This is a genomic window from Nocardia farcinica, assembly GCF_001182745.1.
Lineage (GTDB): Bacteria > Actinomycetota > Actinomycetes > Mycobacteriales > Mycobacteriaceae > Nocardia > Nocardia farcinica.
Genome location: NZ_LN868938.1, coordinates 1,714,852 through 1,739,545 on the forward strand (window position 1 = coordinate 1,714,852; position 24,694 = coordinate 1,739,545).

Genomic DNA, 24,694 nt, shown 5'->3' on the forward strand with positions numbered 1-24,694 from the left:
GGTCCGGGTGGACACGATCGACGACACGGTGGCCGCGGCGGCGCCGTGCGCGGTGCTCTTCGACCGCGACGACACCCTCATCGTCGACGTCCCCTATCTCGCCGACCCCGCCGGGGTGCGTCCGGTGCCCGGCGCGGCCGAGCAACTGAACCGCCTGCGGGCGGCCGGAATCCGGGTCGGGGTGGTCAGCAACCAGTCCGGCGTCGCCGCCGGGCTGATCAGTCCCGCGCAGCTGGCGGCGGTCAATGCCAGGGTCGAGGAACTGCTCGGACCGTTCGACACCTGGCAGGTGTGCACGCACGGACGCGACGACGGATGCCGGTGCCGCAAGCCCGAACCGGGGCTGGTGATCGACGCCGCCGCCGCGCTGGGCACGGTGCCCGCCGACTGTGTGCTGATCGGCGACATCGGCTCGGACGTGGCCGCCGCCGTCGCGGCGGGCGCGCGCGCCGTATTGGTTCCCACCGCCAAGACCCGCCCCGAGGAGATCGCCTACGCCCGGGAGGTGGCACTGGTCGCGCCGGATCTGGCCGACGCGGTGACGCTTGCCCTGTCGGGCACGTCGAGAAAGGACGTACTGTCGTGACCAGCTCGAAGGTGCAATCCACCCGTCATCTCGTCCCCGGTACCGGGGCCGAGCTCGAGCGCCACTTCGACGCGCTCTCGAACGCGCTGCGGCGCAATCTGTCTCCCGCCGTCGCGCACATCTGGACCTGGGGCGAGGAACTGGCCCGCGTCTATCAGCGCGGCGGGCGGCTGTTCACCTGCGGCAACGGCGGCAGCGCGGCCGAGGCCCAGCACCTGTCCGCCGAGCTGACCGGCCGGTTCCGCGGCGAACGGCAGCCGTTGTCGGCGATCGCGTTGCATTGCGACACGTCGAGCACCACCGCGATCGTCAACGACTACGGCATCGACGAGATGTTCGCCCGCCAGCTGCGCGCGCACGGCCGTCCCGGCGACGTGCTGGTGGTGTTGTCCACCAGCGGCTCGAGTCCCAACGTGGTCGCCGCCGCCAAGGCCGCGCACGACATCGGCATGGCGACACGGGCGATGACCGGTCCCCCGCCGAATCCCCTTGCCGCCCTGTGCGACGACGCCGTCGCCATCGAAGCCGACACCGTCGCCACCGTCCAGGAGATGCACCTGGTGCTGGTGCACGCGCTGTGCACCGCGCTCGAGGCCGCGCTGGAGGTGCGCTGACATGGCGGCCACGGGGCCGCTGGTCGTGGTGGGCGACATCCTGCTGGACGTGGACGTCGAGGGTACGGCGGATCGGCGCAGCCCGGACGCTCCGGTGCCGGTCGTCGATGTCACCGGCCGCACCTATCGTCCCGGCGGCGCGGGCCTGGCGGCCCGGCTGGCCGCCGACGACAGCGCCGAGGTGGTGCTGATCGCCGGCTTCGCCCCCGACGAGGCGAGCGAGCGGTTGCGCGCGCTGCTCGGTCCGCGGGTGCGCGTGGTCGCCCTGCCGCTGCACGGCGCGACCGTCCGCAAGGAGCGGGTACTCGCCACCGGGCCGTGGGCCCGGCCCGGCGCGCGCGGCGACCAGCGCGGCCGCCGGGCCCTGATCACCCGCATCGACTACGGCGACGGCCGGATCGGCACCGACCCGCTCCCGGACGACGCGCTCGACGCGCTCGCCGCCGCGCGCGGTGTGCTGGTGTCGGATTACGGGCGCGGCGCGAGCGCGCACCCGCACCTGCGGGCGGTCCTGAAGAACGCCGCGGCGCCGGTGGTGTGGGATCCGCATCCGCGCGGCGCGGCGCCCGTGCCGGGCATGACGCTGGTGACACCGAATCGCGGCGAGGCGCTGGACCAGCTGGCCGCCCCGCCCACCACGGACACCGACCTGTGCGCGCTGACCCGGCGGTGGGGCGTTCGGGCGGTGGCGGTCACCCTCGGGTCGGAGGGCGCGCTGGTGTGCGGGCGGCACGAGTGCACCCGGATCGCCCTGCCCGCCGAGCGACGCGGCCCGGACGGGTGCGACACCTGCGGCGCGGGCGACCGTTTCGCCACCGCCGCGACGGCCGCCCTGGCCGACGGCCACGACCTCGAGCAGGCGGTGCGGCGCGCGGTGTACGCCGCGGCCGATTTCGTGGCCCGCGGCGCGGCGGGCACCGTCTCGGTCACGGAATCGGCGGTGCCCGAACCGGTCTCGGTGACGTCGTGGGCGTGACGCTGGCGCTGCGCGCGCTCGGGCTCGGCGATCTGCTCACCGCGCTGCCCGCCCTGCGCGCCCTGCGCGCGGCCCGCCCCGACGACCGGCTCGTCCTCGCCGCCCCCGGCTGGCTGCGCCCGATCGTCGACCTGGCCTGCTGTGTGGACGAACTGCACGAGACACCCGGCCTCGGCCGACTGCACTGGACCGGCCCGCCGCCCGACCTGGCGGTGAATCTGCACGGACGCGGACCCCAGAGCATCGCCGACCTGCTCGCCACGGGCGCGACGCGGCTGATCACCCACGCGCACCCGGATTTTCCGATCCCGGGCCCGTCGTGGTCGCCGACCGCCCACGAGGTGCGGCGCTGGTGCGATCTGCTCGCGGGGGCCGGCATTCCCGCCGATCCGGCCCGCCTCGACCTGGCTCCCCCGCCCGAGGGCACCCCGCACACGGGCGCGGTGGTGGTACATCCGGGCGGCAGTTCGGCCGCGCGGCGCTGGCCCGCCGACCGGTTCGCCGAGGTCGCCGCCTACCTGCGCGGCCGCGCCGACCGCGTGCTCGTCACCGGCGACGCCGCCGAACGGCCGCTGGCCGAATCCGTCGCCGCCCGTGCGGGTCTCGGCCCGGACGCGGTGCTGGCGGGCGAACTCGACCTGCGTGAACTCGCCGCCACGGTGGACGGCGCGGCCCTGGTGGTCTGCTCGGACACCGGCGTCGGTCACCTCGCGACCGCCTTCGGCACGCCCTCGGTGGTGCTGTTCGGCCCCAACCCGCCCGCCTGGTGGGGTCCGCCTCCGCAGCGCCGCCGCCACGTCGCGTTGTGGGCCGGGCACATCGGCGACCCGCACGGCGACACCGTCGATCCGGGCCTGCTCGCCCTCGGCACCGACGAGGTGATCGCCGCCGTCCGCGCCCAGCTCACCCGGTGGCCGCCCCGCGCGCGCCAGGACAGCCCGGCGCCCTCCTGACACCGGCACCGTAGCGCCCTCGACGAGGCGCGCTACCCCATCGCGATCGAGGCGATCAGTGTGCGCCCGGCCTGGGTGCGGGTGGCGATGACCTGGGTGAAGGTCTTGGGCTGTTCGTTCGGGTACTGCTGGGTCAACCGCACCTCCCAGCGGGCCAGCCCGTCGAGCGCGGGCGCCGCCGTCGCCTTGCCGATCCGCACGCAGTAGCGGGTGCCGACCGGCACCTGATCGATACCGCGCTGGATCTGGTCGGCGGGTGGGACGGCGGCGTCGGGGGTGACGACCGCGCGGGCGGCGGCGCCGGAACGCAGCACGTAGTAGGCGTGCTCGAAGGCCAGGATCGCGGACGGTCCGTCGGTGGTGCCGCCGGGGCCGGTGCCCGAGACGATGTCACCGGAGTTGCGTTGCTCGCAGCCGGGGGTCGCCACCGGGGGCGCGACCGTGGTCGGTGCGACGGCCGGGGGCGGGGCCGCCACCGAGGTCGGCGCGCTCGACGGCTCGGCACCGGGCAGCACCGCCCACAGGATCGAGCCGACCGCGACCAGCACCCCGACGACGACCAGCACCGCCAGCACCCGGTCGCCGCCGGAGCGGCCGTCCTCGCGCTGGGGACGCGGTCTGCGCAGCGCTGGGCCCGGATTGCCGCCGGTGCGGTCGACGAGCGAGGGCAACAGCCGTGGCGCCTCCTCCGCGGCCGGTTCCTCCGGCTCCGGCGCGGGCTCGTCGAGTGGAGCGCGCGGCAGCGGCGGCTCGCCCGGACGGGCCCGCGACGGCGACGGCTGGAGCCATTCGGACCAGTCGCCGCTGGGGCGCGACTGATCGGGCACCGGAAGCGGCGGGATCGGTTCGCCGGTGCTGTGCGCGTCGATCACTCCCGGCTCCGGGCGCGGCGGGCGACCGCGCTCGGCGGCCGGTGGCCGCTTGCGTTTGCGCCTGCCCTTGGGCGGTTCGGGCAGCCGCAGCATGGGCAGGCCGGTGTCGAACGGGTTCGGGTTCGGAGGTGTGCGCGGGTCTCGGTCAGAGGGCGTCATCACCGAAGTCGCCGATCACGGCGGCGGGCACCGTCACCGTCTCGGGCAGGATCTCCGACGCGGGCACCGTCACCCCGAGCTGACCGTCCCGCGGCCTGCGGTCCTGATCGCCGCCGACCGCGGGCGGCATCGCCATCCCGCCCGTCGTGCCCGGCTGGTGGGTGGGCGGCTCCGGCGCCGGCTCGGCCGCGAACGGCGCCTGGGCCAGCGGCGTCTCGGGTTCGGGGGCCGGGACCGATTCGCCCGCGGGCGGCTCCGGTTCGGGTTCCTCGGCGGGTGGCGGGTCGGTCTTCGGTGCGGGCGCGGCGGTGCCCGGTGCGGCCATGAGCGGTGCGGAACTCGACGGGCCGGTGCCACCGCCGAAGTCGATGAGTTTGGACGGCGCGCCACCGGACTGGCCGCCCGCGCCGTTGTTCGTGGTGCTGCCCGGGTTCAGCAGTTCGGGGATGGCCTTGTCGATCGCCTTGTCCGCCGAGGCGGCGACGGTGTCCATCGCGTGCGTGCCGACCTCGACGATCTTGTCGATGAGGTGGGTGCCGATGTCGACGCCGGCGGTGATCGCCGCCGTGCCCAGCTGCACGCCCGCCGACACGAGCTGCTGCTGCAACTGCAACTGCGCGATCAGCGCGGGGTCGAGCGGTTGGCCGTCGGCGGTGGTGGTCGGATATCCGGTGCTCGGCGTGTTGGCGAAGTAGGTGACCGGCGTGGACGTACCGCCGATACCGCCCTGCCCGGTGACCCCGGCGGGCGTGGTGACGGTGAGCGGGCCCATCGCGTCCAGGCGCCCGGTGTGCCCGTCCATCTCGGTCCGGGCCGCGGTGACCGTGGTGATGGCCTCGCGCAGCGCGGTGGCGGCACGGTCGATCACCGCGTCGGTCTCCGGCGCGGACCCGGCGTTGGCCAGGATCACCCGCGCGTCGGCGCGGAAGTCGGCGATGATCTGGTCCACCTTGCGGGCCGCGCGGGCACTGGTCGCCTGCGCGTCGGCCAGCACCGACAGGTAGGCCGGGCCACGATCGGAGATCTCCCCGAGCTGGGTCTGCGTGGTGCGCAGCGCGGGCACGGCGGCGTCGGCGCCGGTGGAGGTCCAGGTCGATTCGAGGGCGTGCAGGCCGTCGCGGTGCGGCGCCTCGGAATCGGCCGCCCGGTTCGCCGCCGCCGACAGCGCGGTGGTGATCCCGCGATCGGGCAGGGTGGCGCCGGAACCGAGCGAGGCGCGCAATGCCAGCATCGGCTGCACGAGCGCGGCGATCATCGGCGGGTCGGCCGCCGGATCGGGGGTGACGGAAACGGTGTCGTTCGCGGCGTTTTCGGGGCGGCGCCTGCGTAATCCGGTGAGCGTCCTCATGCCAGCTCCTCCCCCGCCTTGTCCAGCGCGGCGGCCGTCTCGGCGTCGCCGGTCCGCATCGCGCTGTCGTAGTCGCGCAGCACCCGGCCGTAGGCGGCGACCAACTGGCCCGCCGTGGTGAGGGCCTGGGTGTGTTCGGCGACCGCGGCGGTGAACCGGGCCGCGAATCCCGCACCGAGCAACCCGAGATCGGCTTCGAGCCGCGCCTGATCGACCGCCCCGGCGCTGGCCGCCGCCGCGTCGGCGAGTTGTTCGGAGACGGTGTCCGCTATCGCGGTGTACGCGGCGATCGCCGCCGGATCGAGCTTCAGCGTGTCCATCGTTCCCCCTTCACGGAAACCAAACTGATCGCTGCCGCATCACGCCCCACCATCCTCGCATGCCGGGCAGTGGAATAACCCCTGGCAGCCCGAAAGTTGGTGCCGGTATACAGAACGCGGGCACGCGCTGCCCGAATCCGACCCACCCGAGGAGATCCGCGCAGTGGCGACCGAGACGACATCAGCAGGCATCGGCTTACGTTCCGACCGTGGTCCGATCCTCGCCGCGCTGATGTTGTCCACCGGGCTGGTCGCCCTCGATTCCACGATCATCGCGACCGCGGTGCTCTCGATCACCCGGTCTCTCGGCGGATTCGCGCAGTTCCCGTGGTTGTTCTCGATCTACCTGCTGGCGCAGGCGGTCACGGTGCCGATCTACGGCAAGCTCGCCGACACGCTGGGCCGCAAACCGGTGATCCTGTTCGGCATCGGCATGTTCGCGGTGGGTTCGCTGCTGTGCGGACTCGCGACGAGCATGCCCGCGCTGATCGTGTTCCGCGCCCTGCAGGGTGTGGGCGCGGGCGCGATCCAGCCGATGACGATGGTGATCGCGGGCGATCTCTACACCCTCACCGAGCGGGCCAAGGTGCAGGGCTATCTGGCCAGCGTGTGGGCGATGTCCTCGGTGGCGGGTCCGCTGCTGGGCGGGGTGTTCGCCGACTTCGTCAGCTGGCGCTGGATCTTCCTGATCAACCTGCCGCTGGCCGCGGTGGCCGCGTGGACGCTGGTGCGCAGCTTCCACGAGCACCCGCAACGGCGCGATCAACGCATCGACTACCTCGGCGCGGCCCTGCTGACCGTGGGCGCGGGCGCGGTGATCCTCGGCCTGCTCGAGGGCGGGCAGGCGTGGGCGTGGTCCTCGCCGGTGAGCATCGGCGTCTTCGGCGGCGGCGCGCTGGCGCTGGTGCTGTTCGTGCTGGTGGAACGGCGTGCGGGCAACGCGATCCTGCCGCTGTGGGTGTTCACCCGGCGGGTGGTGGTGGCCAGCAGCCTGATGTCGGTGCTGATCGGCGCGCTGCTGCTCGGGCTCACCTCCTACGTGCCGACCTTCACCCAGGGTGTGCTCGGCACCGGCGCGCTGGTCGCCGGTCTCACCGTCGGCGCGTTGACGCTGGGCTGGCCGCTGGCCGCCTCGCAGGCCGGGCGGGTGTACCTGCGCATCGGCTTCCGCGGCAGCGCGCTGATCGGCAGCGGCCTGGCCGTGCTCGGTGCGGCGTCGACCTTGCTGATCGACCAGGACTCGACGCTGTGGCAGGTGTCGCTGTCGTGTTTCGTGATCGGCGCGGGCATGGGCCTGGTCGCCACGCCCAGCCTGATCGCGGCGCAGACCAGCGCGGAATGGTCCGAGCGGGGCGTGGTGACCTCGGCGAACATGTTCGCGCGCTCGCTGGGCAGCGCGGTGGGGGTGGCCGTGTTCGGCGCGATCGTCAACGCCCGCGTCGGCGGTGCCGAACACCCGGCGCCGGCGGTGCTCGCCGACGCGGTGCACCTGGTGTTCGTCGCGGTCGTCGTGTCGGCGGTGGTGTTGCTGGCCGCCTCGGCCATGCTGCCGGGCCGGGCGGTCGACGGCACCGGGTAGCCCGGGATTACCGGCCCGGCGCGGGACGTTGTCCTGACCAGACATCCGTTCGCGAAGGAGCCCCATGATCGACGTCCCACTGTCCGTGCTCGATCTCGCGCCGGTGCAGGAGGGCGCCGACCCGGGTGCCGCGCTCGCCGCGACCACCGAGCTGGCCCGCCGCACCGAGGAGCTGGGCTACCGGCGGTTCTGGGTGGCCGAGCACCACAACATGCCCGGCATCGCCAGCTCGGCGCCCGCGGTCCTGATCGCGCACGTGGCCGCCGCCACCAGCCGCATCCGCGTCGGTTCCGGTGGGGTCATGCTGCCCAACCACGCGCCGCTGGTGGTCGCCGAACAGTTCGGCACGCTGCACGCACTGCATCCCGGGCGCATCGACCTGGGCATCGGCCGCGCCCCCGGCACCGACCAGGCCACCGCCCGTGCGCTGCGCCGCACCGAGGCGGGCCTGTCGGCGGAGAACTTCCCCCAGGAGCTGGCCGACCTGCTGCGCTACTTCCGCGGCACCGGTCCCGGCGGCATCGCCGCGACGCCCGGCCGGGGCGAGGAACCCGAGATCTGGTTGCTCGGCTCCAGCGGCTACAGCGCGCAGGTCGCCGCCGTGCTCGGCCTGCGTTTCGCGTTCGCCCACCACATCAATCCGGCCGCCACCGAGGCCGCACTCGCCCTGTACCGCACCGAATTCCGTCCGTCCGCGCAGCTCGAGGCGCCCTACGCGATGGTCGCGGCGGCGGCGCTGTGCGCCGACACCGACGAGCGGGCCGAGGAACTGGCCCGCCCGCGCGACCTGGCCTTCCTGCAGCTGGCCGCGGGCAGGCCGCGCGAACTGCCCACCCCCGAGCAGGCCGCGGCCTTCCAGCCGAGCGAGGGCGAACGCCAGTTCATCGAACAGCGCCGCGCCGGACAGGCGCTCGGCTCGCCGGAGACCGTGCACGCCCAGCTCACCGACCTGCTGCACCGTACCGAGGCCGACGAGCTGATGATCAACACGCTCGTCTACGACATCGACGACCGCACCCGCTCCTTCGAACTCATCCGCAAGCTCGCCCAGGGCTGATCCCCCGGCTCGGGGCGGGTCACCGCAGGGGGAAGCCCTGGTTGTGCAGGGCGGTGCGGAGGCGGTCGCGGCCGGCGAGGCTGCGGGCGGAGGCGAGACGGGCCAGCACCCGCTCGGTCCAGGAGTGCGCGAGATCCTGCTCGCCGTAGAACTCGGCGATGCGGCGCTCGTAGGTGGCGACGTGCGAGCGCTGCTCGGGGAGCCGGTAGGTTTCCCGGTGCAGTACCGCCTGCTGTGGCAGGCGCGGCTTGACCTGGGCGCGCTCGGCCGGGTCGGGATGGCCGACCACCAGGCCGAAGGTCGCGAAAACCCCTGGCGGGAGCTGGAGTTCGGTCGCGACCGCCTCCGGATGATTGCGCAACGCCCCGATGTAGACCGTGCCGAGGCCGAGGGATTCGGCGGCCACCACCGCGTTCTGCGCCGCCAGCGCCGCGTCGATGAAGCCGACGTAGCTGGACTCGAGATAGTCGGCTCCGGCCAGCGGGGCGTCGTGGTCGGCGGCGAGCTGGCGCAACCGCGCGAAATCGGCCGTCCACACCAGCAGCAGCGGCGCCCGCACCACGTGCGCCTGGTCACCGGCCAGGGCCGCCAGCCGGGCCTTGCGATCGGGGTCGCGGACCGCGACCACACTCCACACCTGCAGGTTGGACGAGGTCGGCGCCGACTGCGCGGCCGAGATCAGCAGTCGCAACGTGTCGTCGGACACCGGGTCGGGCAGGTAGCGGCGCACCGAACGGTGCTCGTGCAGCACCGCCAGTGTGGCGTTCCACACGGCGGGCTCGGGCACCTGCGCGTCCCGGTACCGGGTGCGCACGGTCTCGGCCGGAGAGGGGGCGATCTGCGTCATGGCGGTCATGATGGTCGCCGCGGGCCACCCCGTCTCCGGTAACCCTCACCCTGAACCGAAAGCGCGGGGCTCAGTTGCGGGCGAGGCGCCCGGTGGCGGCGGTGACGGCGGCGGCGAGGACGGCGCGGACGGCCAGGCCCGCGGCGACCAGCGGGGCGGCGAGGATCCAGGGGGTGCCGCGGTGGTAGTCGCAGTAGAAGCGCAGCGCCGAGCGGTGGTGCGCGCGGACCTTGCGGAAGGGCGCCGAGCGCATGCTGCCGCCCTCGCGGTGCCGGATCTCGACGGTGGGGTCGAGGACGACGCGCCAGCCCGCCCGGTGCATGTTCAGCGCCATCTGCACTTCCTCGAAGTAGAGGAAGTAGCGCTCGTCGAAGCCGCCGACCTGGTCGAAGGCGGCGCGACGGAACAGCATGCAGCAGCCGGAGATCCAGTCCACGTCGCCGGGGCCGGTCAGCTGGGGGCCGAAGTAGCGGCGGGTGGCCGGGTTGCCGGGCCACACCCCGCCCAGCAGGGCGTGCGCGACACCGACGAGCAGCGACGGGAAGCGGCGGCCGGACGGGTACGGGGTGCCGTCCAAGCGCAGGATCTTCGGGCCGATCATGCCGATGCGGTCGTCGGCGCGCGCGGTCTCGACCAGTCCGGCGACGGCACCGGGCGCGAGCTGGGTGTCCGGATTGGCGACCAGCAGCCATTCGGCGTCGGTCTGCGCCGCGGCCTGATTGATCGCGCGCGAGAGGCCGACGTTGCGGGTGTTGCGGATGACGCGGCCGCCGTAGTCGGCGACGAGGTCGGGACCGTTGTCGGTGCTGGTGTTGTCCACACACACCACGTCCACCGCCAGCGGCTCCACCGCGGGACCGAGCGAATCCAGGAAACGGGGCAGATCCTCGGCGCTCTGGTAGGTCACCAGCAGCACCCCGACCGTCTTGTCACGCATGGGCCGCGAACCTACCAGCGCGCGGCGTTCGGTGCGAAGTCGAGCCGCGGCCCGCGGCCGACGGGCTCAGCGGACTCCGAGCGCCGATCTCTCGATCACCCCGGCCAATCCGCTGCGGACCGCCGCCTCGTCGCCGGTGTCGAGGCCGTGCAGCACCTCGTGCCAGGGTCCGAGCCGATGCCAGAGCAGCGCCCGCCGCCGGAGGTCGTCGGTGGGTTCGTAGGCGGCGGCGACGGCGGCGGCGAACTCGGCGGGCGCACCGTACAGGGGCCAGGCCAGATCGTTGGCCGCGTCGCCGAGGTGGAGGTCACCGAAATCGATGACGCCGCTGACCCGATCGTCCGCCACCAGGATGTGCTCCGGGCCGAGATCGCCGTGGACCACGGTGTCGGCCGGGAGCTCGCACGCGTCCGCGAGCACGGCATCGGCGCAATCACGATGCGACGCGGGCACTCTGGGAACGACCTGCGCGCGGAATCGGCCGACGATGGCCGCGCGGTCGCGGTGCGTGGCCGCCGCGGGCGCGAGACCGTGCCGGACCGCCGCCGACGCCGAACTCCCGTGCAGCGCGCGCAGGAAGCCGCCGAGGACGCGACCGTGGTCGGCCCGCGGCGTGGTCAGGGGCTCTCCGGGCACGAGCGCATGACGCACGACGAGCGGGTCGGCCTCGACCACCACGGGAACCGGAACCGGCAGCGGCAGTAGCGGAGCCAGCCACGGCATCACCCGCGTCTCGCGCAGCAACTGTTCAGCCACCTCGGGCCGCCGCGGCCGCCGCTCGACCCACCGACCCTCGACCAACGTCGCGACACTGTCCCATCCACCGGAGAACTCCACGCCTCACGGTATTACCCCTGCTCCCCCGCCCGCCGCCGGGCACGGTGGGACGGTCGCCCGCCGTCCTACCGGTCGCCGTGCGCACACAGTTCGCCGGGGGCGATCGTCGCGCCGGTGGTGCGGATCAACCCACACCGGCGGCGACCCGACCAGCCGCGGCACGAGCAGATGGAACCCGCAGCTCGCCCTTGCACGAACTCGTGGCCCGCCAGCCGGCCTTGGACGACATCGGCGACCCACACGGCGGCCGCGCCGTATCCGGCGTCCATCGTCAAACCCGTGCCCGATCCCGAACTCGCCGATCCCGCGCCCGCGCTCCACCCGACGACGTCGTACTCGCCGGTGATCACCAGGCTCCACACCAGCCGATCGACCGCCGCATCCGCCCGTGGCGTGCGGGCGACCGCGGCCGGCGCCCGCATCCACGCCGCGTGCGGGCGATGCGGGGATCGGCCGGCGGCGCCGGGGCGTCCGCGCGCATCGGGAGGCGCCCGACGAGGCGATCGTCGTCCCCGGGGGGCGGAAAGGGCACGGCGTCATCGTCCCTCCGCGCGGTCGTGGCCCGGGCGATCAGCCGGCGCGGGTCTGCGTGTCGAATGCCACCTCCGGCCCGCCGAGCTCGTCGGGCGGCAACCGGCGCACACCGCCCTTGTCGGCGGATTGCGCGAGCAGCGCGTAGGCGCGCAGGGCGGTGCTCAGCGGACGGTGGCGGCTGCGCGGGCGGTAGCCGGTGCGGCGTCGGTGGGCCAGGCGGCGGGCGATTTCGGCGTCGTCGACCTCGAGCCGGAGGGTCCGGGACGGGATGTCGATGGTGATCCGATCGCCGTCGGCGACCGCGGCGATGGTGCCGCCCGCCGCGGCTTCCGGGGAGACGTGGCCGATCGACAGACCGGAACTCCCGCCGGAGAACCGCCCGTCGGTGACCACCGCGACCGACCCCGCCAGCCCACGGCCCTTCAGATAGGCCGTGGGATACAGCATTTCCTGCATGCCCGGCCCGCCGCGCGGTCCCTCGTACCGGATCACCAGTACCGTGCCCGGCCGCACCCGGCCGGAGAGGACCGCCGTCACCGCCTCCTCCTGCGATTCGGCGACCACCGCCTCGCCGGTGAAGACGTGCAGGTCGGCGGGAACACCGGCGGACTTCACCACGGCTCCGTCGACGGCGAGATTGCCGCGCAGCACCGCCAGTCCACCGTCCTCGGAGTAGGCGTGCGCCACGTCGCGGATGCACCCCGATTCGGCATCGAGGTCCAGTGACGCCCACCGCGCCGATTGCGAGAACGCCGTCGCCGAACGCACCCCGCCGGGCGCGGCGTGGAACAGGTCGACCGCCGCCTGCGCCGGATTCGCCCCGCGCACATCCCATTCGGCGAGCCACCCGTCCAGCGACTCGCTGTGGACCGCCCGCACCGTCGTATGCAGGTGCCCGCCCCGGCGCAATTCACCGAGGATCGCCGGAATCCCGCCCGCGCGGTGCACATCCTCCATCAGATGGCTGCCGTTGGGCGCCACCTTGCACAGACAGGGCACCGCACGGGACCGTTTCTCGATGTCGGCCAGGGTGTAGTCGAGCCCGGCCTCGTGCGCGGCGGCCAGCAGATGCAGCACGGTGTTGGTGGACCCGCCCATCGCCAGGTCCAGCGCCATCGCGTTGTCGAACGCCGCTCGTGAGGCGATCGCGCGCGGCAGGACGGTGGCGTCGTCGCGGTCGTAGTAGCGGCGGGTGATCGCCATGATCGTTTCCCCGGCCGCCTCGTACAGGTCGCGTCGGGCGGTGTGGGTGGCCAGCGTCGTGCCGTTGCCCGGCAGCGCCAAGCCCAGCGCCTCCACCAGGCAGTTCATCGAGTTCGCGGTGAACATCCCCGCGCACGAGCCGCAGGTGGGGCAGGCGTTCTCCTCGATGGTGGCCAGGTCGGCGTCGGAGGTGGCGTCGTTGACGGCCTCGCTCATGGCGGTGATCAGGTCGAGCCGGCGCACCGTGCCGTCGGCGAGCGTGGCGCGCCCGCCCTCCATCGGCCCGCCCGAGACGAACACGGTCGGGATGTCCAACCGCATCGCCGCCAGCAGCATCCCCGGGGTGATCTTGTCGCAGTTGGAGATACACACCAGCGCGTCGGCGCAGTGCGCCTGGACCATGTATTCGATCGAATCGGCGATGAGGTCGCGCGAGGGCAGCGAGTACAACATGCCCTGATGCCCCATCGCGATACCGTCGTCGACGGCGATGGTGTTGAACTCGCGCGGAATGCCGCCCGCCCGGCGGATCGCGTCGCCGACGATGCGCCCGACCGGTTGCAGATGGGTGTGGCCGGGAACGAACTCGGTGAAACTGTTGGCGACGGCGACGACCGGTTTGGCGCCGATGTCGGCGGCGGGCACGCCGGAAGCGCGCATCAATGCCCGCGCACCGGCCATGTTCCGCCCGTGGGTGACCGTCCTGGAACGAAGTTCTGGCATGTCCCGAGCCTGCCGCGACGGCCGCCACCTGCGAAGACGCCCGTAATACCAGTAGTAGGACCACCAGTTCTAGGATTGCTCGGATGAGCACCACAGCCCAGCGGCGGGCCGAGCTCGCCAGCTTCCTGCGCGCCCGCCGCGCCCGGCTGGACCCGGTCACCGTCGGCCTGCCGCCCGCGGGGCCACGACGGCGCGCCGGGCTGCGCCGCGAGGAGGTCGCCACGCTCTCCGGGGTCAGTGCCACCTGGTATACCTGGCTCGAGCAGGGCCGCGACATCCAGCCGTCCCGCCAGGTGCTCGACGCGCTGGCCGCGACCCTGCGCCTGACCCCCACCGAGCACCACTACCTGCTGTCTCTCGCCGGTTACGCGCCGCTGCCCGCGGCCGACGAGCCCGCGAACCACCGTGCGCCCGAGCACATCCAGCACCTGCTCGACGCCGTGCCGTTTCCGGCGTACGCGATCGCGCCCGACTGGCAGATCTCCGGCTGGAACGCGGCGTACCTCGAGCTCTACCCGAATGTCGCCGCCGTCGCCCCCGCCGACCGCAACCTGCTGTGGCTGGTGTTCACCGACCCCTACGTGCGCGACCTGCTGCCCGACTGGGAGATCACCAGCCGCCGCTTCCTCGCCGAATTCCGCGCCGAGGCCGGGCCCCGCCTCGGCGATCTGGCCCGGTCACCGGCCATCCGCCGGCTCCTCGACGACAACGCGACCTTCCGGCAGGCCTGGCGCAGCCATCACATCGAGGGATTCGCCTCCCGGGAACGGGTCTTCCACCATCCCGTGCGCGGCGAGCTGCGCTACGAGCACCACCGCCTCGCACCGGCCGACCACCCCGACCTGCACCTGGTCATGTACACCCCCGTCGGACCCGGATGACCGGTGCGGCGGCCGGCCGTCGGCGGTCACCCCGCCCGGTCACCGCTGTCGACCAGCAGGTCTCGCAGGGTGGCGAACGCTGCGCGCAGCAGGTCACCGTAATGCCGCGGGTCCGGCATCGCCGTCTCGTCGGTGCTGAACGAGATGACGACTTCCTCGCCCTGCGAGGTGACCAGGTGGCGCAGGCAGTCGCCGTCCATGGTGGGCAGGACGCCGAAGATCCTCGTCACCGGCCTGCCGAGGAAGGCGAGGTCGGTGGCGACCGGGGGGACGTTGCTGACGGTGGTGTTCATCAGCGGCACGGTCTCCACGGTGCGGTAGTCGCGCCGGGCGCGGGCCCAGCCCGCCAGCCGCAACAGCCAGGCCGGTGCGGTCTCCACCCGGGATTCGGCCCGCAGCACGTCCGGATGGACGTTGCGCTCCTTCTCCCGGGCGGCGGACCGGTGCACGGCGGCCAGCCGGACGAGGGGGTCCGGGACGTCGGTGTGCAGGTCGACATACCGCTGGCACAGCTGGTTCGCCGAGGTCCAGCCGATACCGCGCACCGACATCGGCACCATCGCGGCCAGGGAACCGGCGGGCAGCTCCCCGCGCTCGGCCAGGTAGTCGCCCAGTGCCAGGGAGACCGTGGTCAGCAGGAGGTCGTTGAGGGTGACCGGGGTGTCCGAGGCGGCCCTGGCGCGGCGGATGTCGGCGAGCGGGAGCGTGACCAGGTCGAAGACGAGCGGGCGGTGGACGGGGCGATTGAACCGCGTGGCGGGCCGGGTCGGCAGCGGCGGGGGCAGGCCGGCGGGCTCGGTGGTACGGGTGCGCCGCAGGCCCGCGGCGAAGCGGGCGGTGCCGACGGTGAGGGCGCTCGCGGTGCGCAGCGCGGCGGACGGAAGCCACGGGGTGCGGTCGAAGGTGGGCGGCGGCGGGAGCGGGTCCGGGCCGAAGAGCTTCAGTTCCAGTTCCCGGGTGGCGACGCCGTCGGCGGCACCGTGGTGGAACTTCAGGACGACCACGGTGGTCTCGCCCGGCAGGCCGGGCACGTCGGAGATCAGGTCGAGCACGTGGATCTCCCACGGCGGGCGGGCGAGGTCCATCGGGGTCGCGGCCAGCTCGGCGATCACCCGGCGCGCGTCGTCCCACGTGCCGCCGGTGCGCAGCGAAACATGCGCGCGCAGATCCGGATCCGGGTGGGGCACCCAGTAGGGCAGGTCCAGGTCGAGCGGGACGCGCCGAAGGCGGCGATGGAACAGCGGTGCCAGACCGAGGCGGTCGCGCACCCAGTCCAGCACCGCGGCCTCGGTCAGCGGGGTGGTCGCGGTGCAGGCGTAGCAGCCGACGACGGTGGACGGGTGGGTGTCGGTCTCGTCGTAGACGAACACGGCGTCGCGCGGGTGCAGCCGCTGCGCCGACACACGGGCGGCGTGGCTCATTCGGCGCCGATCGACCGGGCGATCATCGGCCAGGAGTCGCGCAGGTCGTCCTGCCAGTACCCCCACGAATGGGTGCCGGGGCGCCGGATGTTGTAGGTGATGTCGGTGCGGCCGAGTTCGGCGGTGCGCTGGGCCAGCCGGGTCGTGCACAGGTTCGTCACCGATTCGATGGCGCCGCCGACCAGTGTCTGGTTGAGCAGCTGCCGATCGTCGTTGTGCAGCCGCGGGTTGGCGAGGGTGTCGTGCGGGCCGGGCAGGCCGCTGCCGCTGGAGATGTACATCGGTATCGGCGGCAACCGGTGCGCCTGCAGGTACGGGTCGTGTTCGCGCCAGCCGTCGCCGCCGGTGGGCCCCCACATGTTCTCCGGGTCGCCGCCGCCGAGGCTGATCACCACGGTGACGAACATCCGGCCGAGCGGGTCGCTGGTCATCGCGCAGCCGCTGTAGGCCGCGACGCTGCGGTAGCGGGTCGGGGCCTGAATGGTGAGGTCGAGCACCGAGCTGCCCGCCATCGAGATGCCGGCCAGCGCGTTCGCGCCGGTCGCGCCGAAGGTCGCATCGATGACCGGCGGCAGTTCCTCGGTGAGGAAGGTGGTCCACATGTTGCGGCCGTTGTTGCCCAGCGTCTCGGCCAGGCCCTCGTCGGCCCGCTCCCAGTCGGTGTAGTAGCTGAACGCGCCCTCCATCGGGATGACGACGTTGACGTGTTTGTCGGCGAAGAAGTCCACCGCGTCGGTCTGGCCGAACCAGTTGGCCGCGTCCTCGCCGCCACCGGCCCCGTTGAGCAGGTACAGCGTCGGCGCGGGGCGGGTGGTGTCGGCGGGCCGCAGCACCTTCACCGCGATCGAGCGCTGCATGGCGGGGGAATACACGGCGAGGTCGACGAGCCGGGCGTCGGCGGGCGTCGCCGTCACCGCGGGGGCGTCCGGCGTCGCGGTCGCCACGGCACCGGTCAGGGGTGTGCAGGCGAGCGCGAGAACGGTTGCGGCGCAGGCCAGTGCACGGTTTCTGCGGGGATCCATCGTTCGATCAACCTTCGACCGGAACAGTGGAGACGCCCGGCATCGCGGGCGTCTCCACGGGTCCTGCGCGCCTACTTGCCCGCTCCCGGCGTGCCGCCGCTCAGGCTGATCAGCGCGTTCACGATCCTGGTGCCGGTCTCGCCGAGGCTGGCGGTGCCCATGCCGAGGATGTCGATCAAAGATCCCATTGTTCTCTCCTTGCGTTGCTGGTTTCAGGAGCCGGCGGACGCCGGACTCGGAGGTCGGATCGCGGAGCCGGCCGGCACTCAGCCGGCGAAGCCCGTGATGCCCTCGAGCGAGCCGAGGAACACATCCCACAACCCGTCGCCGGCCACGGCGGACCCGAGGGCGGGAATCAAAGCGCCGAGCAGGTCGCTGAGCGAACCCATAGCGAATCTCCTTCGTCCGTGGTATGCACCAGACCTCACAGCCATCGAGGGGTCGGCTGTGGCGCAATCGGTGCATGCCATCTCGTGTGACCGGGGCAACATATCAAGCGATCAGTTGGCTGACAAGGCATGTTTCACATTTTCCCGCATTCATGGGATGTAATGCCTGGTCAGGGCACTTTTCGCAGGTCATGCCCACGAAACTCGGGGCACGGCGATACACCGGACGATCTCGGGTTGCGCGAGCAAATTTCCAGAGGGAAACGACTGATCGAGCGGTTCGCAGCCACGGAAAGCGACAGCAGGGCGGGCGACGCTGTGCGGTGTCCCAGGGACCGCAGCGCGCCTCGGCACCGCCTCCGGCAGATAGCAATTATCTGGCGAATAGGCTCGCCACCGCATACGTCGCGCCGGTTTCGCCGCGGACGTCGCGGGTAGGCGGGAGGGAAGCGACGTCTGGATCGGAGGTATGGCGATGAGCGGCGACACGGATCTCCCGCTGCCCGACTACGACCAGCTCGAGGTCGGTTCCATCGAGCACCGCATCAGGGCACTCGACCTCGACGCCGTCCGGCGGCTGCTCGACCACGAGCGCGGCGCCGCGCACCGCCCGCGGGTGGTCGCGATCCTGTCCGCGCGGATCGACCAGCTCGAGGCGGGCGCCCAACCCTCCGGCGGCGACCCCGGCAACGCCCCGCCGGTACACGGCGAACCCGGCGGCTCCCCGGTACACCCCGCCCACTCCCCCGCCGACAACACCCCCCTGCGCCACGGCGTCGCCGGCCAAACCCCCGCCCGCGGCAAACCCTGACCCGGACGGGGATGAACCGGTCACCTCACCGCGACGAACACCTAGGGGCGCCTTGCCCTGCGGATCGGTGCCGGTGTAGGTGATGGTCACATCGGCCAGCAGATACTGTGAACCGGCCGGAGGCGCATCGTTGAACGGGTTCTCCTCTGCCACAGCGTCATTCGCATTGGGCGCGGCGCTGTTGACGGTGACCCGCCAGTCGCCGTCGGCGATCACCGATCCCAGCGGATACGGATCCGCGCGGGTTCCTCGACTCCCTGGCGTGTCTCGAGCGGCCGCGTCGGAGTCGGTCGCCTGGCCGGGAGCGGCCGGAGTGACAACCGAAGCGTCGCTGCTGAATGCCTCGTCGAAGCGTGCGCCCGGCGTCGCGAGCCCGGGGTCGGGTGCCCTACGTGTTACCATACGTTTGTGAAGATCAAGACCAGCGTGTACCTCGATCAAGAGCAGGTCGAGCGTCTCAAGCGCGCCGCGGAGGCCGCTGGTCGTTCGGAAGCCGACCTGATTCGGGAAGGCGTGGACCTGGTCCTGCTACGAACCCCGCGGGCACCGCGAACCCGCGAGTGGCCCTCGTTCGACTCGGGTGACCCGCGGTTCGCCGTCGACGCCGAGGAACACCTTCGCTCGGCATACGAGCGGTGAGCTTCTTCATCGCCGACACCTCCGCGCTGATCGCCGCGTACGACAATGCGGCAGCGCAGCAGGAAAAGGTGCAAACTCTACTCGCGAGCTCGGTCGCCGTCGTCTCCCCGCTGGTCCTGGACGAGGTCGATCACTTGCTCGTCGCCCGCTTCGGAAAGGACCGGCGCGTCGCCGATCTCGTCCTGGACGATCTGCTCACCTCGGCCGAGGAAGGGGCGATCCTCGTCCCTCCCGTCGACCACCACGACCTGCGGGTGGCTCAGCGACTCATCCACCAGTTCGGCGGTCTACGCCTCGACCTGGCCGATGCTGTGAACGTGGTGCTCGCTGAACGTTATCTGACGAATGCCATCGTGACGCTCGACGAACGTGACTTCCGCGCACTGACCCCGCTCACCCCATCCTTCGCCGCTTTCCACCTGCCCATCCAGGACGGCGAATCAGAGTAGGCGTTGCCGGGAGGAGTCGGGATGAGTGTGCTGGTGCGGGTCGGGCTGCTGGAGTTGGCGTTCGGGGCGATGTTCGGGTGGGTGATCGCGGGTAGCCACGCCGCGCCGCGGCTGTTCGAGCGGTGGGGGGTGGTGAGTCCGCGCAGGCTGCTGCAGGCGCACCTGGACTACATCATCATGGGGGTCATCCTGATCGCGGTCGGGGTGGCGGTGCCCGACCTCGCGGGGTGGATCGTCGCACTGGTGATCCTGGGCACCCTGCTCAATCCGACCTTGTTCCTGCCGTTGGCGTTTCGCGAGGAGTTGACCGGCCACCTCGCCTATCGCGCGGTGAGTGTGCTGTCGTTCCTGGCCACCAGCGTCGGGCTGGTCGCGGCGGCGTTCAGCTACTGACAGCCGGAAGCGGGTACGGTTGGTTAGGCAACCCTTATTCGCTATTGCCGGAGGTTCTCTTGGCCCGCCCACGTACCACCCTCACCGTGCTGCGCACCGAGCAGCTCACCCCGCACCTGATCCGCGTCCACTTCGGCGGCCCCGGGTTCGCCGCGTTCCGGCCGAGTGAGTTCAGCGATTCCTACATCAAGCTGATCTTCCCGCGCGCGGACGGCGAGGTGCTGCGGACCTACACCGTGCGCCGGGTCGACGCCGCGGCCGCGGAGCTGGCGGTCGATTTCGTGTACCACGGTGACGAGGGCGTCGCCGGCCCGTGGGCCGCCTCGGTGCAGCCGGGCGAGACCATCGACGTGTACGGGCCGGGCGGGGCGTATTCGCCGCGCCAGGACGCCGACTGGCATCTGCTCGCCGGGGACGAGGCCGCGCTGCCCGCCATCGCCGCCGCCCTCGAGACGATGGACCCGGGCGCGTCCGGGCTGGCCTTCGTCGAGGTACCCGGCCCCGCGGACGAACTGCCGCTGGCCACCCCGGCGGGCATCGAACTGACCTGGCTGCACCGGGGCGACCGCCCGGCGGGCGAACTGCTGGCCGAGACGGTGCGGGCCGCGCAGTGGCGGCCCGGCCGGGTACAGATCTTCATCCACGGCGAAGCGCACGCGGTGATGCAGGACCTGCGCCGGTACATCCGCCGCGAACGCGAGGTGCCCGCGGAGTGGGCATCCTCGATCTCGGGCTACTGGCGGCGCGGCCGCACCGAGGAGGGCTTCCGCCAGTGGAAGGCCGACCTGGCGGCGAAGGAGTCAGCGCCCGCCGCGAGTTGAGCGGTCAGTCCCGCCACCCGCTCGAGGCCAGGATCATGTCCCAGGTGAGGTAGGGCAGGTGCGGGTGGCGCTGGTGCACGATCTCGCCGGGCAGGGTGGCCGGTGGCGCCTTGCGCGGGTCGGCGAGCGCCTGCCGTTCGATCGCCTCGGTGAGCGCGCGGCTGCCGCCCAGCCGCGGATACCGCTCGTGCACCCGGTCGGCCAGGCCGGGCGGCAGGTCCGCCGGGCCGCCGGCCACATCGATGCCGATGCCCTCCACCGTGATCCACATCTCCGGACGGCGCCTGCGCCGATAGACCGGGGAGTCGCCGAAGCCCGTGGTGTGCCAGGCGATGGCGTCCCACACCACGTCCACCCGCTCGTCGGTGACGCCGTTGCGCTCCAGGAACTCCGCGGCGTAATCGGCGCCGTCGAACTCGAAACGTTGGCTGCCGTTGGCGATCTCGGCCAGGCCGATGTCGTGCAGGGCGCTGATGAGGTACATCAGCTCCTCGTCGTAGTCGTGGCCGGGCCGCATGCCGCGTGTGGCGGCCACCGCTCGGGCGAAGAGGAATCCGCGCACGCTGTGGTTCCGCAGATGCGCGGGGAGTTCGGCGTCGATCAGTTCGGTGGCGCGGCGGGCCAGCGGGGTGGTCGGCACCGCGAGCGGATCGTCCGGTGCGACAGGCTGATGCGCGTCGGCGGCCGCGACCGCGGCGGAGGCGAGGACGGCGGCGGACGCACCGAGGGCGGCACGGCGGGACAGGGACATGGGTCACCCCTCTGTTCGAGAACGGATCGGATCAGTGCGCGCGAAAGCGCGCCCGGTAGTCGCTGGGCGTGACGCCGAGCACCTTGACGAAGGTGCGGCGCAGTGTTTCCTCGGAGCCGAGCCCGCAGCGGCGCGCCACCACGGGAATCGGATCGGTGCTCGCCTCCAGCAGGTGCTGCGCGGCTTCCACCCTGGCCCGTTCGACGAACCGGCCCGGCGTCGTCCCGAGTTCCCTGCGGAACAGGCGGCTCAGATGCCGTTCGCTCATGGCGGCGCGGGCCGCCAGCGCGGGCAGGCTGTGATCGCCTGCGGGATCGGCGATCACGGCATCGACGACGGCACGCACGCCGTCGGCGCGCGGGCCCGCGATCTGCGCGCGCACGCTGAACTGGGACTGGCCGCCCGGCCGGCGCAGGAACACGACCAGCTGTTTGGCGACGGTGCGGGCCAGCTCCTGGCCCTGATCCTCCTCCACCAGCGCCAGTGCCATGTCGATGCCCGCGGTGACCCCGGCCGAGGTGACGACGCCGCCGTCGCGCACGTAGATGGCGTCGGGCTGCACGGTGACGCGCGGAAAGCGCCGGGCCAGTTCGCCGCAACCCATCCAGTGCGTGGTGGCCCGGCGCCCGTCGAGCAGCCCGGCTTCGGCGAGGACGAAAGCGCCGGTGCAGACCGCGGCGACCCGGCGCGCCCGCCCGGCCAGCGCGCCGACGGCGGCGACCAGGCGCGAGTCCGGCCGGTCGTCGGGCGCGAAGCCCGGGACGAGCAGCGTGTCGATCCGCGCGGCCACCTCCGCGAACGCGCAATCCGCGCCGAGCGGTGCGCCCACGTCGGTGCGCACCGGGCCGCCGTCGAGGGAGGCGAATCGCACCCGCCGCCGCGCCCAGTGCAGCACCTGGACCGGACCGGCGACATCCAGCAGCAGCACCCCGTCGGCCAGGGCGACCACCACGTCGTCGCGGTCCGTCGATTCCATGCGTTCAGTCTCTCGACCGCGACGGCATGTCCACAAGGACACGTCACCCACAGATCCGGACACGGTCGGGGCGTCCGGTCCCGGCGGCGCATGCCGCGACCGGCCCGGTGCGGGCGGTAGCGTCGGGAGCATGAGCAGCCTCGACGTGGCGGTGATCGGATACGGCTTGGCGGGTGCAGTCTTCCACGCACCCTTGATCGCGGCGCATCCGCGGATGCGGGTGGCGGCGGTGGTGACGGGTTCGGCCGAGCGCGCCGAACAGGCCCGGCGCGAGCACCCCGGGGTGCGGGTGCTGCCCGACGCCGACGCGCTCTTCGCCGATCCGGGCGACGTCGGCCTCGTCGTCGTGGCCACCCCGAACCGGACCCACGCGCCGTTGGCGTTGCGTGCCGTCGCGGCCGGGCTGGCCGTGGTGGTGGACAAGCCGTTCGCGGTGTCCGCGGCCGAGGCCGCGGAGGTGGTGGCGGCCGCGCAACGGGCGAACGTGGCGCTCTCGGTGTTCCAGAACCGGCGCTGGGACGGCGATTTCCGCACGGTGTGCCGGCTCGTCGAGACCGGGGAACTGGGCGAGGTGCGCCGGTTCGAGTCGCGGTTCGAGCGGTGGCGGCCGGTGTCCAAGGGCGGCTGGCGCGAGGTCGGCACCGCCGCCGACGGCGCGGGCCTGCTCTACGACCTCGGCTCGCACCTGGTCGACCAGGCGCTCACGCTGTTCGGACCGGTGCGGTCGGTGTTCTGCGAACTCGACAACCGGCGCCCGGAGGTGCGCACCGACGACGATGTGTTCCTCGCGCTGACCCACCACAGCGGCGTGCGGGCGCACCTGTGGGCGAGCGCGGTCGCGCCGCGGCTCGGGCCCCGGTTCCGCGTGCTGGGGGCGCGGGCGGGCTATGTCACGTTCGGGCTCGACCCGCAGGAGGACGCGCTGCGGGCGGGCCGCCGTCCCGGTGCAAGCGACTGGGGCACAACCCCTCCCGAGGCGTGGGGCACTCTCGGCGCGGAGCCCGACAGCGCGCCGTACCCGACGCTGCCCGGCGACTACCCGGCCTTCTACGACGGCATGGCGCGGGCGGTTCTCGACGGTGGCCCGGTGCCGGTCGATCCCGCCGACGCGGTGGCCGGACTGCGCGTCCTGGAAGCCGCGCGCCGCTCCGCCGAGGACGGGCTGGTCGTCGCCGTCGACTGACGACCGGACGCCGGGAGCCGGTGCGGTGCGGCGGTGCGATCGCTAGGGTTCGGCGGGTGCACACCGCCGAATTGGTCGATCGTGGCGCCTCCCTCGTGGACCGGCTCACGACCACGCAGAGTCCGCCGCCGTGGCAACTGGTCCTCGTCACCGCCGTGCTGGCGCTGGTGCTCGTCGCCGCCGGGCCGCTGTGGCGGATCACCCGCAACGCGGTCACCATCGCGCACGAGGGCGGCCACGCGCTCGTCGCGCTGGTCACCGGCCGCAGGCTCGACAGCATCACCCTGCACTCGGACACCTCGGGCCTGACGGTCTCGCGCGGAAAGCCCTACGGCCCCGGCATGATCCTCACCGCGCTCGCCGGGTATCCGGCCCCGCCGCTGCTCGGGCTCGGTTTCGCGGCGTTGCTGGCCGCCGACCGGATCACGCTCATGTTGTGGACCTCGATCGCGCTGCTGGCCGCCGTGCTGATCAAGGTGCGCAACCTCTACGGCCTGTGCACGGTCCTCGCCCTGGGCGCGCTGGTGTTCGCGGTGTCCTGGTTCGGCACCGACCTCGTGCAGGCGGCCTTCGCCTACCTGGCCGCCTGGTTCCTGCTGTTCGCCGGGCTGCGGCCGGTGGTCGAGATGCAGCGCGGCCGCCGACACCGGTGGGGCAATCCGGGCGGCGTCGACTCCGACGCCGACCAGCTCGCCGCGCTCACCCACCTGCCCGCGCTGCTGTGGGTGCTGATCTTTGCCGCGATCGCCCTGGCCGCCCTGCTCTACGGTGGCGGGCTGCTGCTGTCGGAGGCGACCGGACTGTGCCTGCCCGCGATCTCGTCGGGCAATTGCCCGGCGCCGGGCTGAACCGGTCACCCCGGCACCGGAAACGGCCATCCGGGCCGGTGGTCAGCGGGGCGTCGTCCGCATCAGCTCGCGTGCCCGCGCCACCAGTTCCTCGGGTGGCCGCGTTCCGTCGAGCACCACGCCCGGCTCGTCGGGCCCGAGTGGCTCCAACAGCGCCAGCTGGGAATCCAGCAGCTGCGGCGCCATGAAGTGCCCGCGGCGTTCGCGCACCCGCCGATCCAGCACCGGCCGCGGCACGTCGAGGTGCACGAACAGCACATCGGGCGCGGCCGCGCGCAGGGTGTCGCGGTAGGCGCGGGCCAGCGCCGAACAGCTCACCACGCCCCCGCCGGTCGCCCCGGCCAACCAGGCGGCGATGCGGTCCAGCCACGGCCTGCGCTCGGCGTCGGTCAACGGGATACCGGCGCGCATCCGCTCGATGTTCGCCGCCGGATGGAAGTCGTCGCCCTCGGCGAAGGGCACACCCAGTGCCGCTGCCAGGCGCGTTCCCACCGTCGTCTTGCCGGATCCGGTCACGCCCATCACCACCACCCGCGGCGCGGATTCGTTCTGCGTCATCCCCCCA

At 72.9% G+C, this 24,694-nt stretch carries 28 protein-coding genes; 14 read left to right on the forward strand and 14 right to left on the reverse strand.

Annotation, left to right across the window (positions count from 1 at the left end; translation table 11 throughout):
- Window positions 1-7 precede the first annotated feature (7 nt).
- From AMO33_RS08300 to AMO33_RS08315, 4 genes are read left to right on the forward strand one after another with little or no spacing between them, the layout of a single operon-like run.
- Entirely contained in the window at window positions 8-586 is a 579-nt protein-coding gene (locus tag AMO33_RS08300) for an HAD family hydrolase (protein WP_060591778.1), read from the forward strand.
- On the forward strand, window positions 583-1,200 hold the full coding sequence (locus AMO33_RS08305; protein ID WP_170916115.1) for a D-sedoheptulose-7-phosphate isomerase: 618 nt from the start codon (window positions 583-585) through the stop codon (window positions 1,198-1,200). Before AMO33_RS08300 ends, AMO33_RS08305 begins: the two co-directional genes overlap by 4 nt.
- A gap of 1 nt (window position 1,201) precedes the next feature.
- Window positions 1,202-2,176 (forward strand): PfkB family carbohydrate kinase, encoded by a 975-nt coding sequence (locus AMO33_RS08310; protein ID WP_060591780.1) that lies wholly within the window; start codon window positions 1,202-1,204, stop codon window positions 2,174-2,176.
- Window positions 2,167-3,129: a glycosyltransferase family 9 protein gene (locus AMO33_RS08315; RefSeq protein ID WP_060591781.1), complete on the forward strand. Its 963-nt coding sequence runs from the start codon at window positions 2,167-2,169 to the stop codon at window positions 3,127-3,129. The genes AMO33_RS08310 and AMO33_RS08315 overlap by 10 nt, the downstream gene beginning before the upstream one ends.
- Window positions 3,130-3,161: 32 nt before the next feature.
- On the opposite strand, the gene AMO33_RS08320 is transcribed toward AMO33_RS08315, so the two are convergent.
- Genes AMO33_RS08320 through AMO33_RS08330 form a run of 3 tightly spaced genes read right to left on the reverse strand, consistent with a single transcriptional unit; the run spans window position 3,162 to window position 5,828 of the window.
- Window positions 3,162-4,160 (reverse strand): hypothetical protein, encoded by a 999-nt coding sequence (locus AMO33_RS08320; protein ID WP_137354733.1) that lies wholly within the window; start codon window positions 4,158-4,160, stop codon window positions 3,162-3,164.
- Window positions 4,147-5,508 carry a hypothetical protein gene (locus AMO33_RS08325; RefSeq protein ID WP_060591784.1) on the reverse strand — a complete coding sequence of 454 codons (1,362 nt, stop codon included), beginning with the start codon at window positions 5,506-5,508 and terminating at the stop codon, window positions 4,147-4,149. Before AMO33_RS08325 ends, AMO33_RS08320 begins: the two co-directional genes overlap by 14 nt.
- Entirely contained in the window at window positions 5,505-5,828 is a 324-nt protein-coding gene (locus AMO33_RS08330) for a hypothetical protein (RefSeq protein WP_060591786.1), read from the reverse strand. Before AMO33_RS08330 ends, AMO33_RS08325 begins: the two co-directional genes overlap by 4 nt.
- A gap of 163 nt (window positions 5,829-5,991) precedes the next feature.
- Between AMO33_RS08330 and AMO33_RS08335 the strand changes: the two genes are divergently transcribed.
- Both AMO33_RS08335 and AMO33_RS08340 read left to right on the forward strand, forming a co-directional pair.
- Complete coding sequence (locus tag AMO33_RS08335) at window positions 5,992-7,407, forward strand: MDR family MFS transporter (RefSeq protein ID WP_060591787.1); 1,416 nt, start codon at window positions 5,992-5,994, stop codon at window positions 7,405-7,407.
- 64 nt (window positions 7,408-7,471) lie between these two features.
- The gene (locus AMO33_RS08340) at window positions 7,472-8,464 is read left to right on the forward strand and encodes an LLM class flavin-dependent oxidoreductase (RefSeq protein WP_011208918.1); all 993 of its coding nucleotides are present in this window, start codon (window positions 7,472-7,474) and stop codon (window positions 8,462-8,464) included.
- Window positions 8,465-8,483: 19 nt separating this feature from the next.
- Here AMO33_RS08340 and AMO33_RS08345 read toward each other — a convergent pair whose 3' ends face one another.
- The 5 genes from AMO33_RS08345 to ilvD form a co-directional block, all read right to left on the reverse strand.
- On the reverse strand, window positions 8,484-9,311 hold the full coding sequence (locus AMO33_RS08345) for an NADPH-dependent oxidoreductase (RefSeq protein WP_081433301.1): 828 nt from the start codon (window positions 9,309-9,311) through the stop codon (window positions 8,484-8,486).
- Window positions 9,312-9,381: 70 nt separating this feature from the next.
- The gene (locus tag AMO33_RS08350; RefSeq protein ID WP_060591789.1) at window positions 9,382-10,248 is read right to left on the reverse strand and encodes a glycosyltransferase family 2 protein; all 867 of its coding nucleotides are present in this window, start codon (window positions 10,246-10,248) and stop codon (window positions 9,382-9,384) included.
- A gap of 66 nt (window positions 10,249-10,314) precedes the next feature.
- A complete protein-coding gene (locus AMO33_RS08355) occupies window positions 10,315-11,085 on the reverse strand; it encodes a phosphotransferase family protein (protein WP_060591791.1) in 771 nt (256 codons plus the stop codon).
- 65 nt (window positions 11,086-11,150) lie between these two features.
- Window positions 11,151-11,507, reverse strand: coding sequence for a hypothetical protein (locus tag AMO33_RS08360; RefSeq protein ID WP_060591793.1), 357 nt, complete (start codon window positions 11,505-11,507; stop codon window positions 11,151-11,153).
- A 148-nt stretch (window positions 11,508-11,655) separates the two neighbouring features.
- Window positions 11,656-13,545 (reverse strand): dihydroxy-acid dehydratase, encoded by a 1,890-nt coding sequence (gene ilvD, locus AMO33_RS08365; RefSeq protein ID WP_060591795.1) that lies wholly within the window; start codon window positions 13,543-13,545, stop codon window positions 11,656-11,658.
- Between the two features lie 83 nt (window positions 13,546-13,628).
- Between ilvD and AMO33_RS08370 the strand changes: the two genes are divergently transcribed.
- On the forward strand, window positions 13,629-14,426 hold the full coding sequence (locus tag AMO33_RS08370; RefSeq protein ID WP_060591798.1) for a helix-turn-helix transcriptional regulator: 798 nt from the start codon (window positions 13,629-13,631) through the stop codon (window positions 14,424-14,426).
- A 26-nt stretch (window positions 14,427-14,452) separates the two neighbouring features.
- On the opposite strand, the gene AMO33_RS08375 is transcribed toward AMO33_RS08370, so the two are convergent.
- The 3 genes from AMO33_RS08375 to AMO33_RS32530 all read right to left on the reverse strand — a co-directional run bounded on the left by AMO33_RS08375 (window position 14,453) and on the right by AMO33_RS32530 (window position 17,258).
- Window positions 14,453-15,847, reverse strand: coding sequence for a WS/DGAT/MGAT family O-acyltransferase (locus tag AMO33_RS08375; RefSeq protein WP_060591799.1), 1,395 nt, complete (start codon window positions 15,845-15,847; stop codon window positions 14,453-14,455).
- On the reverse strand, window positions 15,844-16,869 hold the full coding sequence (locus AMO33_RS08380; protein ID WP_060591801.1) for an alpha/beta hydrolase: 1,026 nt from the start codon (window positions 16,867-16,869) through the stop codon (window positions 15,844-15,846). The genes AMO33_RS08375 and AMO33_RS08380 overlap by 4 nt, the downstream gene beginning before the upstream one ends.
- A gap of 266 nt (window positions 16,870-17,135) precedes the next feature.
- Window positions 17,136-17,258 carry a hypothetical protein gene (locus AMO33_RS32530; RefSeq protein ID WP_255266225.1) on the reverse strand — a complete coding sequence of 41 codons (123 nt, stop codon included), beginning with the start codon at window positions 17,256-17,258 and terminating at the stop codon, window positions 17,136-17,138.
- Between the two features lie 475 nt (window positions 17,259-17,733).
- Here AMO33_RS32530 and AMO33_RS08385 point away from each other — a divergent pair, with 475 nt between their 5' ends.
- From AMO33_RS08385 to AMO33_RS08405, 5 genes are all read left to right on the forward strand, one after another.
- The gene (locus AMO33_RS08385; RefSeq protein WP_050768268.1) at window positions 17,734-18,069 is read left to right on the forward strand and encodes a hypothetical protein; all 336 of its coding nucleotides are present in this window, start codon (window positions 17,734-17,736) and stop codon (window positions 18,067-18,069) included.
- Window positions 18,070-18,477: 408 nt separating this feature from the next.
- Window positions 18,478-18,708: a ribbon-helix-helix domain-containing protein gene (locus tag AMO33_RS08390; RefSeq protein WP_011208906.1), complete on the forward strand. Its 231-nt coding sequence runs from the start codon at window positions 18,478-18,480 to the stop codon at window positions 18,706-18,708.
- Entirely contained in the window at window positions 18,705-19,157 is a 453-nt protein-coding gene (locus tag AMO33_RS08395; protein WP_060591803.1) for a PIN domain-containing protein, read from the forward strand. The genes AMO33_RS08390 and AMO33_RS08395 overlap by 4 nt, the downstream gene beginning before the upstream one ends.
- A 21-nt stretch (window positions 19,158-19,178) precedes the next feature.
- Complete coding sequence (locus tag AMO33_RS08400; RefSeq protein ID WP_060591805.1) at window positions 19,179-19,550, forward strand: hypothetical protein; 372 nt, start codon at window positions 19,179-19,181, stop codon at window positions 19,548-19,550.
- A 59-nt stretch (window positions 19,551-19,609) separates the two neighbouring features.
- Complete coding sequence (locus AMO33_RS08405) at window positions 19,610-20,371, forward strand: siderophore-interacting protein (RefSeq protein ID WP_060591807.1); 762 nt, start codon at window positions 19,610-19,612, stop codon at window positions 20,369-20,371.
- A gap of 4 nt (window positions 20,372-20,375) precedes the next feature.
- On the opposite strand, the gene AMO33_RS08410 is transcribed toward AMO33_RS08405, so the two are convergent.
- Complete coding sequence (locus AMO33_RS08410; RefSeq protein WP_060591808.1) at window positions 20,376-21,122, reverse strand: HD domain-containing protein; 747 nt, start codon at window positions 21,120-21,122, stop codon at window positions 20,376-20,378.
- Between the two features lie 31 nt (window positions 21,123-21,153).
- On the reverse strand, window positions 21,154-22,098 hold the full coding sequence (locus tag AMO33_RS08415; protein WP_060591810.1) for a GlxA family transcriptional regulator: 945 nt from the start codon (window positions 22,096-22,098) through the stop codon (window positions 21,154-21,156).
- 130 nt (window positions 22,099-22,228) lie between these two features.
- On the opposite strand from AMO33_RS08415, the gene AMO33_RS08420 reads away from it, so the two are divergent.
- A complete protein-coding gene (locus AMO33_RS08420) occupies window positions 22,229-23,281 on the forward strand; it encodes a Gfo/Idh/MocA family oxidoreductase (RefSeq protein ID WP_060591812.1) in 1,053 nt (350 codons plus the stop codon).
- Between the two features lie 56 nt (window positions 23,282-23,337).
- The gene (locus tag AMO33_RS08425) at window positions 23,338-24,129 is read left to right on the forward strand and encodes a M50 family metallopeptidase (RefSeq protein ID WP_041560085.1); all 792 of its coding nucleotides are present in this window, start codon (window positions 23,338-23,340) and stop codon (window positions 24,127-24,129) included.
- Window positions 24,130-24,171: 42 nt separating this feature from the next.
- On the opposite strand, the gene AMO33_RS08430 is transcribed toward AMO33_RS08425, so the two are convergent.
- The gene (locus AMO33_RS08430; RefSeq protein ID WP_011208898.1) at window positions 24,172-24,687 is read right to left on the reverse strand and encodes a gluconokinase; all 516 of its coding nucleotides are present in this window, start codon (window positions 24,685-24,687) and stop codon (window positions 24,172-24,174) included.
- Between the last annotated feature and the right edge of the window lie 7 nt (window positions 24,688-24,694).